Raw genomic sequence first — 12,461 nt, 5'->3', positions numbered from 1 at the left:
AGCAAAGAGAGTGCCAGAGCGTTGTATTGCAAAAGTGTGAGTAAAATTAGTGAGAATTAACGAGGATATCCACTTGGCTGCCAGTGCCATCGCGAGAAATCACTATAATGGTCTGATCGTTTGCATGACGCATTAAAACCCGATTTTGTGACACGCTTTGGTTCACGGGGCCGTCTATTTGTTGACGGAAAAAATAAGCAAGCTCATTAGATGCTTGCTTACTATGATAAGTCAGCGAAGCGGGGAGTTCGTCCGCGAAAACATGGCATACACTGGCATCCGATGTTAGCTGCACATTGTAAAAGGTTGAAGGGCACGCAGAACCTGAGGCTGTTGCTGTTTTCACGCCTAGACTTTCGCCGTGCAACGAGTGTGAAAATACCAGACTGAAGAGTAAACAGCCTAGCGCGCGTTTAACGAATTCTGTTGTTATTGGCATAAGAAACCTTTTCTGAAGGAGCATCATAATAAATATCTCATGTATGACTGGCAAACTTTGATAGCGTATCTTAGGTATAGGATCTTATTGATGGGTATGGTACTGATGAAGGAGGGAAAATGAATATTATAAGAGAATATTTGCGCTTGGCGGTTTTTGCCATGGGGTTACTTTCAGGCGTGCAAATTCCAGCGTTTATTGATCAGTATCAAAAGCGCGTTGACGCCCACTTGCTCGAAGCTCGACAAAATTTAGCTGGGTTTAAACAAACCGCAGAGCGCTATTTTAAGGGGGATATGAGGGCGCTTATTCATCATTATCGCAGCAGCCCAGATGCTGTATTTCAGCAAGATGCTAAGAATGTCCAGCTTATATATGAGCGATCAAGGCTACTACAAAATCAATGGGATAATTTAAACACTGGGGTCGTTGAACGAGCTTATTATCTTGCGCGCCACTATAATCCGCAGATTTTGCAGGAAACGGTCAGCCAATATAGTTATACCGTGCCTTTGGAGCCCGCCGCTCTCGGGTGGGGAATATGCATCGCATTATTATTCGCTGCTGTGTTTGATATATTAATAGGCTTAAGTGCTAAAACCTGTTCGGTGTGTTATCACGCCGCACGCAATAAAGCGAAATTGAATCATTAATTCTATCGCTATTTGTCTGTTGATATGAAAAAGCCGGCTCGCCTAGCGACGAATCGGCCTAATTATAATCTAATTAATGCTGACTATAGTTAGAGGTTATTCTGATTCGTGAGGATAACGAACTGAATAACGCATCGTTAATTGCTGCCCTTCAACAAACGTCTTATATTCTTGACGACTAATCTTGTCATCGCTGTCTACATCGGCGTTATCAAAATGTTCTGATATTTCAGCGTCTTTTGCTTCGCCTTTGCTGATAAAGCCATTGTTGTCTGAATCGACTTCAGCAAATGTTTGCTCGATGGGGGCTGGCTGCTTAGGGGCTTTTAAAGCCGGATTATCACTTTCTAGATCAGAGTTAATCGTCACATCTGCTGATTCAGTTAACTTTTGTTGATCTTTACTCGCTTGCTCAGTTCCTTCTAATGACTGGTCTTCAAGCTCTTTGTGGATAGCATTTGCGTTGTGGTCGACAGTATCTTGGCCCTCAACACTAAGCTCTTTTGCATTATCTAATGCATTTTGTGCATTAGACTCTGCATCTTTCATCGCCATCTCACTATCTTCACGGGTGTTAACGTCATCATGAGCATCATGTTGAGTTAGCTGAGTATCGACTTTTGCGTTACTGGTTTGTGCATTGGCGGAAATCGCATCTTGTTTAGCTTGACTTAGGCCGTCAGTGTCTATTTCGCTTTCTGCATTATCTATCGTGCTTTTCGCATCATCCATCGAATCAGCAGAATTTGTTCCAGCGGTTTGTTCAAGCGTATCACTTACATCAGCTAACGGCAGATCTGCTTCGCTGTATACACTGGCATAGGTATTAAACTCTCTTGGGCTAAGTTGACCGTCTTCATCTTCGTCAACTTTGACAAAGTAAGTCCAGACGTTATCTTGGTTCGCTTCTCCTTGGGAAATAAACCCGTCTTTATTGGTATCTAAGGCGGCAAATGTTTTGTCAGTAGGTGTTGATGCAGATTCTGATACTTCTACTTCCTGCTGCGCAGCTATTGCAGATGTTGCCATTACACCTGTAATGATTGTTGCTAAGGTAAGTTTTTTCATAATTTGTTCCTCGCTTCGTGTATCTCCGTAAACCACAAGGAGAAGTTACTTTCGAAGAACTTAATTCATAACCCGTGCCATGAAATTAAATTGTTTAATTTCAATGCATTAGGTTTTATATTGCAACTTTGTTAATCTTATGTTGCGTAAGTTTGGCGACTCAAAGTGAAAAAAATTCACAAAGGAAGAAGACAGTCAGAGCAGTCATAGATACAAAGAAAGGGGCTTTGAACGTGAGACACTAAAGTGATTGTCTCACGTGGATTTTAACCGAGTTAATTTCAACCGAGTTCATTTCAACCGAAATTAAACCGTGAACGACGCGCCACAACCACAAGTTGTTGTCGCGTTTGGATTATTCACTAAAAAGCGTGAGCCTTCTAAACCTTCAGTGTAATCAACTTCTCCGCCTACTAAGTACTGTAAGCTCATTGGATCGACGACCAATGTCACTTGGTCTTTATCAATTGTGGTGTCTCCGTCGTTGACCTTTTCGTCAAATGTAAAGCCATATTGAAAGCCGGAGCATCCGCCACCGGTGACGTAAACACGTAATTTTAAATTTGGGTTTTCTTCTTCATCGACTAGCGCCTTCACTTTACGTGCGGCGGCGTCAGAGAATTCAATTGGAACTGCTGTTTGCACCGACATAAATTACCTCTGTGTATACAAATAAGTGAATGGGGGATAGCGCGGATCGTAAGATTTTACGGTAAGCGAGCTATATAATGGCGCCATTATCTAATACCTGACTAATCTAATCAACTATTCGCTGCTTGATAGTCGCCAATCAAAGGTTTTATTTAATTCTCCGAGCTTGCGTTTGTACTTATAAACCTCGGCGCCGATGACCACTTTTTCAACTAAGAAGTGTGGTGGTAAGGTAAATTCTTGTTCTAGCATTTGAAAATATTTAAAGCGAAACTTGATAGTAGCACCTTGTTCGATCAAATCGGTTAGCGTGTAGCTAGTGGGTTGACCATTTTCACTACCATGTAAAACAATGTGCAAGTTACCGTTAAGCGTGGCCTTAATTTTATCTTGTTGTAAAAGCACTAACTTCAGTCGGTAAAAGTGTTCACTTAGAGTTTTTTCTATAGCAAAGCCGTCAATGGCTAGACCCGTTGCACTTAATTCGGGGGCCATCACCTGTTGATAAAAAGTAAGTTCCTTACGCAGTGACGCTTCTCGTTCTAATGCTTGTTCAATGTTATCGGTTAATTTGTCTTGTGTTGTTTTTGCGATCTGTAATTCGACGCTCATCACATTTACCTGTTGTGACAAGGTCGCGTTCTCGACCCGTAAACTCTCGCTGCTACTCTCGAGTTGCTTTAAATGAGTTTGCTGCTCGTTGCTGAATTTATAGCCTAAAGAAAAAGCTAAATACGCGGTGAATATTAAAATAATTAAACAGAGGGCGTAAAATTGATAAGGACCGTGACGTTGTTTTAACTCTGAATAATCTACCAATTGCTTAGCCTTGCCCACATAATGATATCAAAAATTTAAGGTAACCCCTTACATTACAGCGGCTTGTGATAAGATGATGCCATTCTATAAGGTATTAATAGCGCTAATATATGTCCCTAGATGCATTTCGACAAGAGCTGGCTACTCCACGTACCTCTATTCAGTTGTGTGCTCTGGGGATTATTGGTGGTGTTTGTGCCGCCTCTGTGATCATCTTGTTCAGGTTAAGCGTTGAATGGTTGCAACTCATCTACCTTGATGAGGTGAATGACTTTACATCATTATCTGGGCCAGAGCGCTTGCTCATGCCCATCATCGGTGTCGTGCTTATTCTTTGTGTTGCTTACCTTACCGGTTTTAAACACTACCGTATGGGTATTCCCTTCGTTATCCATCGCGTTAAACAACGATTTGGTCATATACCGTTTCGTACCACAATTAATCAATTCTTTGGTGGAGCATTTGCCTTAGCGAGCGGCTTTTCCGTAGGACGGGAAGGACCGTCGGTACATCTCGGTGCAGCGGGTAGTAGCTTCTTCGGTCAATGGTTCAAACTGCCGCATAATAGCATTCGTATTTTGTCTGGCTGCGGGATTGCAGCCGGTATTTCAGCGTCATTTAACACGCCTTTTGCTGCCGTCATTTTTGTGATGGAAGTTGTGCTACGAGAGTATAAAATTCACATTTTTATTCCCATCATGCTGGCAGCTGCATGTGGCACCGTCATGACAAGAGCGGTTTTCGGTCAGGCACAAGAAATTGATTTTATCGAATTCTTTGAGTTTAGCCGCTGGATATACCTTTATTTGATCTTGTTTGGTATTTTGCTCGGTGGCCTTGCTACTTTGTTTAATAACGCCCTGATGAAAGTGATGTACATGTTTCAGCGTTTCAACATGATAAAGCGTTTATTGATCGCCGCATGTATTACGGGGGCTGTAGGATACGTGTTGCCTCAAGCGTTGGGAGCACATTTCTTTTCGGTGCATGATATGGTGTTGCAACAACAGAATGTTATGTTGCTTGTGGCAGTACTTTGCGCCAAGTTTTTCATAACGATTATTGCTATTGGCTTGGGTATTCCTGGCGGAATAATGGGACCGGTATTTGTGCTTGGTATGCTAAGCGGCGCATTATTGGCCGCACCGCTAGGCTTAGCCCTAGATAATATGGAGCAACTTAGTGGTAGCTTTGCTTTATTAGGAATGGCTGGGTTGATGACATCAGTGGTACATGCGCCGCTTGCTGCATTGTCGGCTGTGATGGAACTGTCTTATAGTCCAGAACTGATACTCCCTGCTATATTGGTCATTGTACCTGCGTATGTAACCTCAACGCAATTTCTCGGCAACAGCTCTATCTTTATTCGGCAACTCGACTATCAAAAGTTACCTTATAGTACATCATCAGTCTTAGAAGCATTGCAAAAAACCGGCGTGTTGGCGGTGATGGATAGAGAATTCAAACTATTTAACAATGCCCAGCAGCATCATATTTTACAGTTTTTAGAAACCTCGCCAACTCATCCAGTTGTGCAGCGCAACAGTGTAGAAATTGATGTGCAATATTCACTGGTCCAATATGATATTAGTCTTAGCCGTGAAGAGTCGTCATTGGCATTCTTTACTATGCAAGGTGTTTCTTTTCAGTCAACGTTAGCCGAAGTTTACCAGATACTCCAAAGCAGCAGAGAAGGGGCGGTGTACATATATGAAAAGGAGCCGAGCAATATTACAGGAGTCATTACTTGGAATATGCTGCGTAGCTATTTGCATAAGGCGCAATACTGACACAATTGTGAATTTTTAATATTCGGAGAACTTCTCTATGAGCATATTGTGGCTCAAAGCGTTACATATATTTTTTATGATTGCATGGATGGCAGGTATCTTTTATCTGCCAAGATTGTTTGTATACCATGCTGAAACTGAGAACCAAGCGGTGCGTGATCAATTTAAGATTATGGAGCGTAAGCTATGGTTTTTTATTACGCCATTCGCTTTATTAACGTTAGTATTCGGTATTAGTTTGATTTACCAGTACGGCACAAATTGGTTAGCTAGTTCGGGCTGGTTACATATAAAGTTACTACTAGTAGTGCTATTGTATGGTTATCATTTTTACCTCTTTTATTTATTAAGAGTCTTTGCCCGAGACGAAAATACACACTCATCGCGCTTTTACCGCTTCCTGAATGAAGCTCCTGTATTGGTTTTACTGGCAATTGTGAGTTTGGCTGTTGTTAAGTTTATTTAGCCTGCTATTTAGGTGTACAAAGGCTCACAAAATTAAGTGTGTAAATATTTGTAAAACCACCAAGATGAGGTTTGCGTTACATGTGGTTTTTGCTAATCTGAGATGGTGAAAAATTAATCAGGGAACGACATGATATGGATGTTGTGCAGGTAAGATTACATACCCTTTTGCGACAGACAGATATCGCATTTGAGGAGTATAAAAAACACCCAAACTCAACAGAGCGAGCAAAAGCCTATGAAGCGGCTAAGTTAGCACTGGATGAACACATTGCCAGCATGCGCGTTTCTGTTGAAGCGCGTTTGAAATGATCAATCAGGGTGTATTGCTGGTCAATCTTCCCAATGATTACGCCAATCTACCTCATAAGTTGCACAATAGACGGTTCGCTTTCGTGAATATGACATTGATGTGACATCAAGCATTTAACCCTCAGCTAAGAAAATGTTATCATTTGGCGATTATATGGCGCCAACGTATAGCCCTAACCACAAGTTAACTGCTCTGCAACGTCGCCCGTCTATTTCTAATTACAGAGTCAGATTTAATGTCAGAAGATTTAACCCAGCATTACTCGCAAATTCTATCGATTTTGGGTGAGGACACTCAGCGAGGTGGATTAGTAGATACGCCTAAGCGCGCAGCAAAAGCGATGCAGTTTTTAACCGATGGTTATGAGAAGAACCTTGATGACGTGGTTAACGGTGCGATTTTTGAGGCCGACACGGATGAAATGGTTGTTATTCAGAATATTGAATATTATTCATTGTGCGAACATCACATCTTACCTTTTATTGGTCAGTGCCATATTGCGTACCTACCTAAGGGCAAGGTACTTGGTTTGTCTAAGTTTGCTCGTATCGTGGATATGTACGCGCGCCGCTTACAAATTCAAGAAGGGTTAACTAAGCAAATAGCCGATGCTATTCAAGAAGTAACAGGCGCGGCTGGTGTTGGTGTGATTATGGAAGGTAAGCACATGTGTATGATGATGCGCGGTGTGCAAAAGCAGAATTCCTCTATGGTTACCTCTGTGATGTTAGGTGGAATGCGTAACTCTGACGCGACTCGTAACGAGTTCTTGCGACTCATTGGTAAATAACCCTTCATTATTTTATAAGGTCAATTCCAAGACTACTCAAATATGCCAATACTGACTTAGTGACAGTATTGGCATGATTTTATCATGCGTGTTTCCCCAGCGCGTTTAAACCTGAAAACGACACACTTTTGCTCCAATATGGTGCGCACGCATCATTTTTGTATGGAATTACTATGATATTAAAAACGACTCTTTTTATGCATTCTATTCGTCAAACACTAAAAACTCTGCTTTTATTCACTGCCGTCGTCTTGCCTAGTGCCATATTGGCAGGACAAGTAAGCGCTAGACAAAGTGACACAATCCATGAGTATGGCCCAAGAATATTTAATGTTGAGAACAAATGGACCGCTATCGTTGCAGCCTATGAACCTGAAATTAAGGCAATTGACGCGGCGATAGCCAAATTACCGGATGCAAAAATCACCAAAACGGTCACATTTCAGGGGGTTAAATATCAGTTAGGCACTTACAAAGGTGAGCCTATTGTTATTTTCACTACTGGTATCAGCGTGCCAAATGCAGCAATGACTATGCAAATGGCGTTAGATTATTTTCCTATTGATCGGGTGATCATGATGGGCATTGCAGGCGCGATAAGCAGCGAGTTCTCTCCAGGGGATATTGCTGTGCCAGCTAGATGGTATTTCCATGATGAGTCGGTGTACGTTAACCCCTCTAAAGAAATGGATGGGGAGTTTGTTCTGCCCGATTACTATGAAAAGTCACTGGCATCATTTCTAGAACGCCGCAAGCAAGACCCTCATTCTCCAGCGTACGAAAATTTTGGCTTTATCCACCCAGAGGAAATGGCGGTCATCAAAGAAGGGTGGGACAGCCCGAGACAAATGCCATATTTTACCGCTTCTAGTGAGTTACTAACATTAACTCAAAAAGCCGTGGATAAAGTGAGCCCAATTGCCATGCCTTCCGGCAAAGCTATAAAAGTTAAAGTAGGTGGAAATGGAGTAACAGGCTCAGTGTTTTTAGATAACGCTGAATACCGCAAATGGGTACGCCGTGTATTTAACGCAGACGTATCTGAAATGGAATCAGCAGCAGTGGCTCAGGTCTGTTTCGTCAATGATATCGATTGGGTGGTTATTCGTTCAATCAGTGATTTGGCTGGTGGCCAGCAAGGGAAAAATGTTGAAAATGTATTTGATGGAATTGCTTCAGGCACGGGGGCTAAATTGTTGCTTGGTGTTTTAGACGAAGTGGTGGCACTGCCTGCTAAATAGATTGAAAGATGCCTTATAACAAAAAAACACCGCCTTAGAGCGGTGTTTATATATTTCATAATGCGATTTACGAAAGCGTAAATTATGCGTCTTCGCGCTCTACTACAGCGTTGTGATATACATCTTGCACATCATCGCAATCTTCTAGCATGTCCATGAATTTATCGAACATAGCAACATCATCACCAGATACGGTGCTTTCTGTTTGCGGCACAAAGGTAATTTCATCAGCGTCGAATTCAAGCTCTGGGTTATCATCAGTTAATGCTGTGCGGGTTTTGAAATATTCAGTATGGGGGGCGAAAACTGTGATGACGCCGTCTTCGCACTCTACTTCAGTTACGTCTACGTCTGCTTCCATTAGCACTTCTAGTACCGCATCTTCGTCATCACCCGGGAAAGAAAACACCGCTTGATGATCGAACATATGGCTAACTGTACCTGTTACGCCGATTTTAGAGTTTGTTTTAGTGAAACAATTACGTACGTCAGTAATGGTGCGGTTGTTATTGTCAGTTAAGCAATCAACAATCACCATACATCCACCCGGCCCGAAGCCTTCGTAACGGGCCGGCGTGAAGTCTTCACCTGCACCACCTGCTGCTTTATCAATGGCTTTATCTATAACATGGCTTGGCACTTGGTCTTTTTTAGCCTTGTCGATTAAGCGTCGCAAAGATAGATTTGCTTGGGGATCGGTACCGCCGTTTTTAGCCACGACATAAATTTCTTTACCGTACTTAGAATAGACTTTGGTTTTAGCGCCAGCCGTTTTTGCCATGGCAACTTTACGTACTTCAAACTTTCTACCCATTTATGTTCTCTTCTTAATTATACAAATATAAGGATATGACTCAGATTTTACCGATAAATACAGGAATTGTACAAACGCCGTAATAATGGGTTTTGCCACGTTTGCATGTGAAATTTAAGGTAAATGCTCAGTCGCTAAATAATCATGTGATTGCATTTCTTTTAGCCGGCTTAGACAGCGACGAAATTCAAAATTGAGAGTCCCCTGAGTATAGAGTTCCTCAAGAGGCACTTCTGCTGACATGATCAGCTTAACATTTCGCTCATAAAATTCGTCTACCATAGCGATAAATCGTCTAGCAATATCGTCTACTGACTGTCCCATTTGTTCAACATTGGCCAGTAAAATAGAGTGATAGCAGCGGCTTAATTCCATGTAATCAGTTTGACTGCGGGGGCCATCGCACAGTGCACGAAATTCAAACATTGCAACGCCTTCGGCATGATGAATAGCGGGTATTTTTCGGCCTTTTATTGTGATGGATTCATCATGATGACATTCGTCAGGTGCTAGTTGTGTAAAGTACATAGACAAGTTGTTGTTTGCAGTCTCATCAAGGGGATAGTGATAAATTTCGGCTTGTTTTAATGTGCGTAATCGATAATCAATGCCGCTGTCTACATTCACAACTTGGGTATGCTGATTGATCAACGCAATGGCCGGTAAAAATCGAGCTCGCTGTAAGCCATTGCGGTATAACTCGTCAGGAATGATATTCGAGGTCGCGACCAGTACTATCCCATGACTGAACATTTCTTCCATTAGTGTGCCCAAAATCATGGCATCGGTAATATCTGAAACAAAAAACTCATCGAAACATATTACTTTGGCTTCGCTGGCAAATTTTGTCGCAATCATTTTTAACGGATCGGATTTACCACCAAGCGCTTTTAGCTCTTCGTGTACTCGATGCATAAAACGGTGAAAATGCACGCGCATTTTCTTTTCAAAAGGAAGGCAATCATAAAAGGTATCGACTAAGTATGTTTTACCTCGACCGACGCCTCCCCAGAAATATAAACCTCTGATTGGTTGTGCAGGTGTGTCTTTACCAATGACGAATTTTATTTTCGCCCAAAGGCCCGGCTCTTTGTCAGGCGCGACAAGATCATCAAAAAGGCGTTGCAAATGTTTAACTGCATTGGCTTGGGCTGGGTCAGAATGAAAGTCGTCGCGTTGCAGATCCGATTGATATTTTTGCCACGGGGTTAAAGCTGACATTAGGCGTGTCTTTTCCTTTTACTGAATGACCTTAAAAATCACTAAGCTAATCTTATTGAGGTATTGAATCCAAATTTAATGACCGCATAAATGCGTGACAAGGGTATAATATCAAAATGTGGTGTTTTTTGCGCTGTATGCCGTGCATAGATTTTGAAATAGTGCAGCTGGCTTTTGTAGATTAAAGTAATAGTGCACATTATAAGTGTGTATTGCTTTATAAGCTTATTATTGGAGTAAATATGGATTGGGTAATCGGTGTGGTTTTAGTGCTAGTTGGCGCGGTGCTGGGTTTCTTTGTAGCAAAATATGTCTACCTAGATAAAGAGAAGTCATCTAAAGACAATCAAAAAGAGCAAACGTTGAAAGACGTAGTGATTCAACAATCATTAAATCACGTAACAGAAAGTCGTAAAATTGCCGAGCAGCTTGAAAAACAATGCCAGGTTCTTACGCAAAATTTAGACAACTATGAAAGCTCGCTATCGCTTTTGAATACGGATGCTCAAAGCAATAACGTGAGTTTCTTTGGTGATCATGCATCTCCTTTTTTGCAAAATAAGGAGCAAAAGGTCAAACGTGAAAAAGACAGCGCAGATGTGCAACCTTTAGATTTCTCAAATCAGAGTTCTGGTTTATTCAGTGGTAGTGACAATGTTCAACCTGAAAAGCAATCGAAATAACTGAGCTGAGTGTCTTAGGGAACTTTTTAAAGTGCCATGCAGTCTTTGTTTTGTTTATTGAGCTAATAAGTCATCCATGGAGTTATCGTTAAATGAGTAAAGTTACTAACCGCACTGTCATCACCAGTTGCGTTTTTGCGGCAAGCTTAATGATTGCCAGTTCTGCAAGCGCAGCCTTGCCCTTCTTTTCAAGTGACAATGAACCCGTCACCAGCTTGGCTCCCATGTTGGAAAAAACCACGCCAGGTATTGTGACTATTTCAGTCGAGGGAACCCAAGTATCTCGGCAACAGGTTCCTGAAGTGTTTCGTCGATTCTTTGGCGGAAATGGCGAGCAGGTACAAGAACGACCATTTAAAGGGTTAGGTTCAGGGGTTATTATTGACGCCGACAAAGGCTACATTGTCACCAATAATCATGTGGTAGACAACGCAGACGAAATCACAGTTAAGTTAAATGATGGTCGTGAAGTCAAAGCGAAAAAGTTAGGTGCAGATGAGCAAAGTGATATCGCTCTATTAAAAGTCGATACAGACAATTTGAACTTAGTGGCTGTTCCTCTAGCTGATTCTGACAAAGTGCGCGTAGGTGATTTTGTGGTAGCGATAGGCAACCCCTTTGGCTTAAGCCAAACCGTCACCTCAGGTATTGTTAGTGCTTTGGGGCGCTCTGGCTTAAATATCGGTGGCTATGAAAACTTTATTCAAACTGATGCAGCTATTAACAGGGGTAACTCTGGTGGTGCGCTAGTCAGCCTTAATGGTGAATTAGTAGGCATTAATACAGCTATCTTTGGGCCTAATGGCGGCAATGTAGGGATCGGTTTTGCTATACCAGCAAATATGATGAAAAGCTTGGTGGATCAAATTATCGAGTTCGGTGAGGTGCGTCGCGGACTATTGGGAATTTTAGGTCAGGATGTTGACTCAGGCTTAGCTGAAGCAATGAACCTAGATGTAAGTCGAGGCGCATTTGTTAGTGAAGTTAGTGAAGGTTCAGCGGCTGATAAAGGTGGTATACAAGCGGGCGACATTATCATCGAGATTGAAGGGCGACCCGTGACTAGCTTCCTTGAGTTGCGTGCGAAAATCGGCAGTAAAGGTGCTGGAACCAAAGTAAATCTAACGTTATTGCGCAAAGGTAAAGAGAAAGAAGTGCAAGTAACACTTGGTGATGCAACCCAAAGCACAGTGGCGGCAAAAGAAATTCACCCTGCCTTAGAAGGGGCTACCCTGACCAATGGTAAAACCAAGCAAGGCGTTGATGGTGTAGTAATTTCAGAGCTCACAGCGCGCTCACCTTCTGCGTTAATTGGCTTACAAGACGGCGACGTGATTATTGGTGTTAACCGCCACAAAATCGATAACGTTGTGGACTTGCGTAACGCTCTTGACGAAGCAAAAGGCGTGATTGCCCTCAATGTTAAACGCGGTGTTTCAACGCTTTATCTCGTGATCCGCTAGTTTTATTAAATTAATAGCAGCCCTAACACTGGGCTGCTATTAACTTTTTCC

At 42.1% G+C, this 12,461-nt stretch carries 14 protein-coding genes; 8 read left to right on the top strand and 6 right to left on the bottom strand.

What is annotated here, in order from left to right; translation table 11 throughout:
- Positions 1 to 46: 46 nt before the first annotated feature.
- Positions 47 to 439 (bottom strand): hypothetical protein, encoded by a 393-nt coding sequence (locus tag FX988_RS10080; RefSeq protein WP_160179586.1) that lies wholly within the window; start codon positions 437 to 439, stop codon positions 47 to 49.
- Positions 440 to 558: 119 nt separating this feature from the next.
- On the opposite strand from FX988_RS10080, the gene FX988_RS10075 reads away from it, so the two are divergent.
- Positions 559 to 1,092, top strand: a complete 534-nt coding sequence (locus FX988_RS10075) for a DUF2937 family protein (protein WP_160179585.1) — start codon at positions 559 to 561, stop codon at positions 1,090 to 1,092.
- Between the two features lie 96 nt (positions 1,093 to 1,188).
- On the opposite strand, the gene FX988_RS10070 is transcribed toward FX988_RS10075, so the two are convergent.
- From FX988_RS10070 to FX988_RS10060, 3 genes are all read right to left on the bottom strand, one after another.
- Positions 1,189 to 2,160: an EF-hand domain-containing protein gene (locus tag FX988_RS10070; RefSeq protein ID WP_160179584.1), complete on the bottom strand. Its 972-nt coding sequence runs from the start codon at positions 2,158 to 2,160 to the stop codon at positions 1,189 to 1,191.
- A 306-nt stretch (positions 2,161 to 2,466) separates the two neighbouring features.
- Complete coding sequence (erpA, locus tag FX988_RS10065) at positions 2,467 to 2,811, bottom strand: iron-sulfur cluster insertion protein ErpA (RefSeq protein ID WP_160179583.1); 345 nt, start codon at positions 2,809 to 2,811, stop codon at positions 2,467 to 2,469.
- A gap of 114 nt (positions 2,812 to 2,925) precedes the next feature.
- A complete protein-coding gene (locus FX988_RS10060) occupies positions 2,926 to 3,630 on the bottom strand; it encodes a DUF6776 family protein (protein ID WP_160179582.1) in 705 nt (234 codons plus the stop codon).
- Between the two features lie 110 nt (positions 3,631 to 3,740).
- Between FX988_RS10060 and FX988_RS10055 the strand changes: the two genes are divergently transcribed.
- The 5 genes from FX988_RS10055 (at position 3,741) to FX988_RS10040 (ending at position 8,229) form a co-directional block, all read left to right on the top strand.
- Positions 3,741 to 5,420 carry a chloride channel protein gene (locus tag FX988_RS10055; protein WP_160179581.1) on the top strand — a complete coding sequence of 560 codons (1,680 nt, stop codon included), beginning with the start codon at positions 3,741 to 3,743 and terminating at the stop codon, positions 5,418 to 5,420.
- A gap of 37 nt (positions 5,421 to 5,457) precedes the next feature.
- Positions 5,458 to 5,886 (top strand): CopD family protein, encoded by a 429-nt coding sequence (locus tag FX988_RS10050; RefSeq protein WP_160179580.1) that lies wholly within the window; start codon positions 5,458 to 5,460, stop codon positions 5,884 to 5,886.
- A 134-nt stretch (positions 5,887 to 6,020) separates the two neighbouring features.
- The gene (locus FX988_RS21625; RefSeq protein ID WP_007990217.1) at positions 6,021 to 6,197 is read left to right on the top strand and encodes a hypothetical protein; all 177 of its coding nucleotides are present in this window, start codon (positions 6,021 to 6,023) and stop codon (positions 6,195 to 6,197) included.
- Positions 6,198 to 6,433: 236 nt separating this feature from the next.
- Complete coding sequence (folE, locus tag FX988_RS10045) at positions 6,434 to 6,988, top strand: GTP cyclohydrolase I FolE (protein WP_007990215.1); 555 nt, start codon at positions 6,434 to 6,436, stop codon at positions 6,986 to 6,988.
- A gap of 173 nt (positions 6,989 to 7,161) precedes the next feature.
- Positions 7,162 to 8,229, top strand: coding sequence for a 5'-methylthioadenosine/S-adenosylhomocysteine nucleosidase (locus FX988_RS10040; protein WP_160179579.1), 1,068 nt, complete (start codon positions 7,162 to 7,164; stop codon positions 8,227 to 8,229).
- Positions 8,230 to 8,311: 82 nt separating this feature from the next.
- Here FX988_RS10040 and FX988_RS10035 read toward each other — a convergent pair whose 3' ends face one another.
- The gene (locus FX988_RS10035) at positions 8,312 to 9,043 is read right to left on the bottom strand and encodes a YebC/PmpR family DNA-binding transcriptional regulator (protein ID WP_160179578.1); all 732 of its coding nucleotides are present in this window, start codon (positions 9,041 to 9,043) and stop codon (positions 8,312 to 8,314) included.
- Positions 9,044 to 9,157: 114 nt separating this feature from the next.
- Entirely contained in the window at positions 9,158 to 10,264 is a 1,107-nt protein-coding gene (gene zapE / locus FX988_RS10030) for a cell division protein ZapE (RefSeq protein WP_160179577.1), read from the bottom strand.
- Positions 10,265 to 10,506: 242 nt separating this feature from the next.
- Between zapE and FX988_RS10025 the strand changes: the two genes are divergently transcribed.
- The gene (locus tag FX988_RS10025) at positions 10,507 to 10,947 is read left to right on the top strand and encodes a ZapG family protein (RefSeq protein WP_160179576.1); all 441 of its coding nucleotides are present in this window, start codon (positions 10,507 to 10,509) and stop codon (positions 10,945 to 10,947) included.
- 92 nt (positions 10,948 to 11,039) lie between these two features.
- Entirely contained in the window at positions 11,040 to 12,410 is a 1,371-nt protein-coding gene (locus FX988_RS10020; RefSeq protein WP_160179575.1) for a DegQ family serine endoprotease, read from the top strand.
- The last annotated feature ends 51 nt before the right edge of the window (positions 12,411 to 12,461 follow it).

Origin of the sequence: Paraglaciecola mesophila, from assembly GCF_009906955.1 — a bacterium.
Classification (GTDB): domain Bacteria; phylum Pseudomonadota; class Gammaproteobacteria; order Enterobacterales; family Alteromonadaceae; genus Paraglaciecola; species Paraglaciecola mesophila_A.
This window is presented reverse-complemented; position numbering and strand designations above follow the sequence as displayed.

What these genes read in the sequence shown, in the direction of transcription:
- FX988_RS10055 (WP_160179581.1), top strand. Translation starts at nt 3,741, where the DNA reads ATGTCCCTAGATGCATTTCGACAAGAGCTGGCTACTCCACGTACCTCT.
- FX988_RS10050 (WP_160179580.1), top strand. Translation starts at nt 5,458, where the DNA reads ATGAGCATATTGTGGCTCAAAGCGTTACATATATTTTTTATGATTGCA.
- FX988_RS10020 (WP_160179575.1), top strand. Translation starts at nt 11,040, where the DNA reads ATGAGTAAAGTTACTAACCGCACTGTCATCACCAGTTGCGTTTTTGCG.
- FX988_RS10025 (WP_160179576.1), top strand. Translation starts at nt 10,507, where the DNA reads ATGGATTGGGTAATCGGTGTGGTTTTAGTGCTAGTTGGCGCGGTGCTG.
- FX988_RS10075 (WP_160179585.1), top strand. Translation starts at nt 559, where the DNA reads ATGAATATTATAAGAGAATATTTGCGCTTGGCGGTTTTTGCCATGGGG.
- folE (WP_007990215.1), top strand. Translation starts at nt 6,434, where the DNA reads ATGTCAGAAGATTTAACCCAGCATTACTCGCAAATTCTATCGATTTTG.
- FX988_RS10035 (WP_160179578.1), bottom strand. Translation starts at nt 9,043, where the DNA reads ATGGGTAGAAAGTTTGAAGTACGTAAAGTTGCCATGGCAAAAACGGCT.
- erpA (WP_160179583.1), bottom strand. Translation starts at nt 2,811, where the DNA reads ATGTCGGTGCAAACAGCAGTTCCAATTGAATTCTCTGACGCCGCCGCA.
- FX988_RS10070 (WP_160179584.1), bottom strand. Translation starts at nt 2,160, where the DNA reads ATGAAAAAACTTACCTTAGCAACAATCATTACAGGTGTAATGGCAACA.
- zapE (WP_160179577.1), bottom strand. Translation starts at nt 10,264, where the DNA reads ATGTCAGCTTTAACCCCGTGGCAAAAATATCAATCGGATCTGCAACGC.
- FX988_RS21625 (WP_007990217.1), top strand. Translation starts at nt 6,021, where the DNA reads ATGGATGTTGTGCAGGTAAGATTACATACCCTTTTGCGACAGACAGAT.
- FX988_RS10080 (WP_160179586.1), bottom strand. Translation starts at nt 439, where the DNA reads ATGCCAATAACAACAGAATTCGTTAAACGCGCGCTAGGCTGTTTACTC.
- FX988_RS10040 (WP_160179579.1), top strand. Translation starts at nt 7,162, where the DNA reads ATGATATTAAAAACGACTCTTTTTATGCATTCTATTCGTCAAACACTA.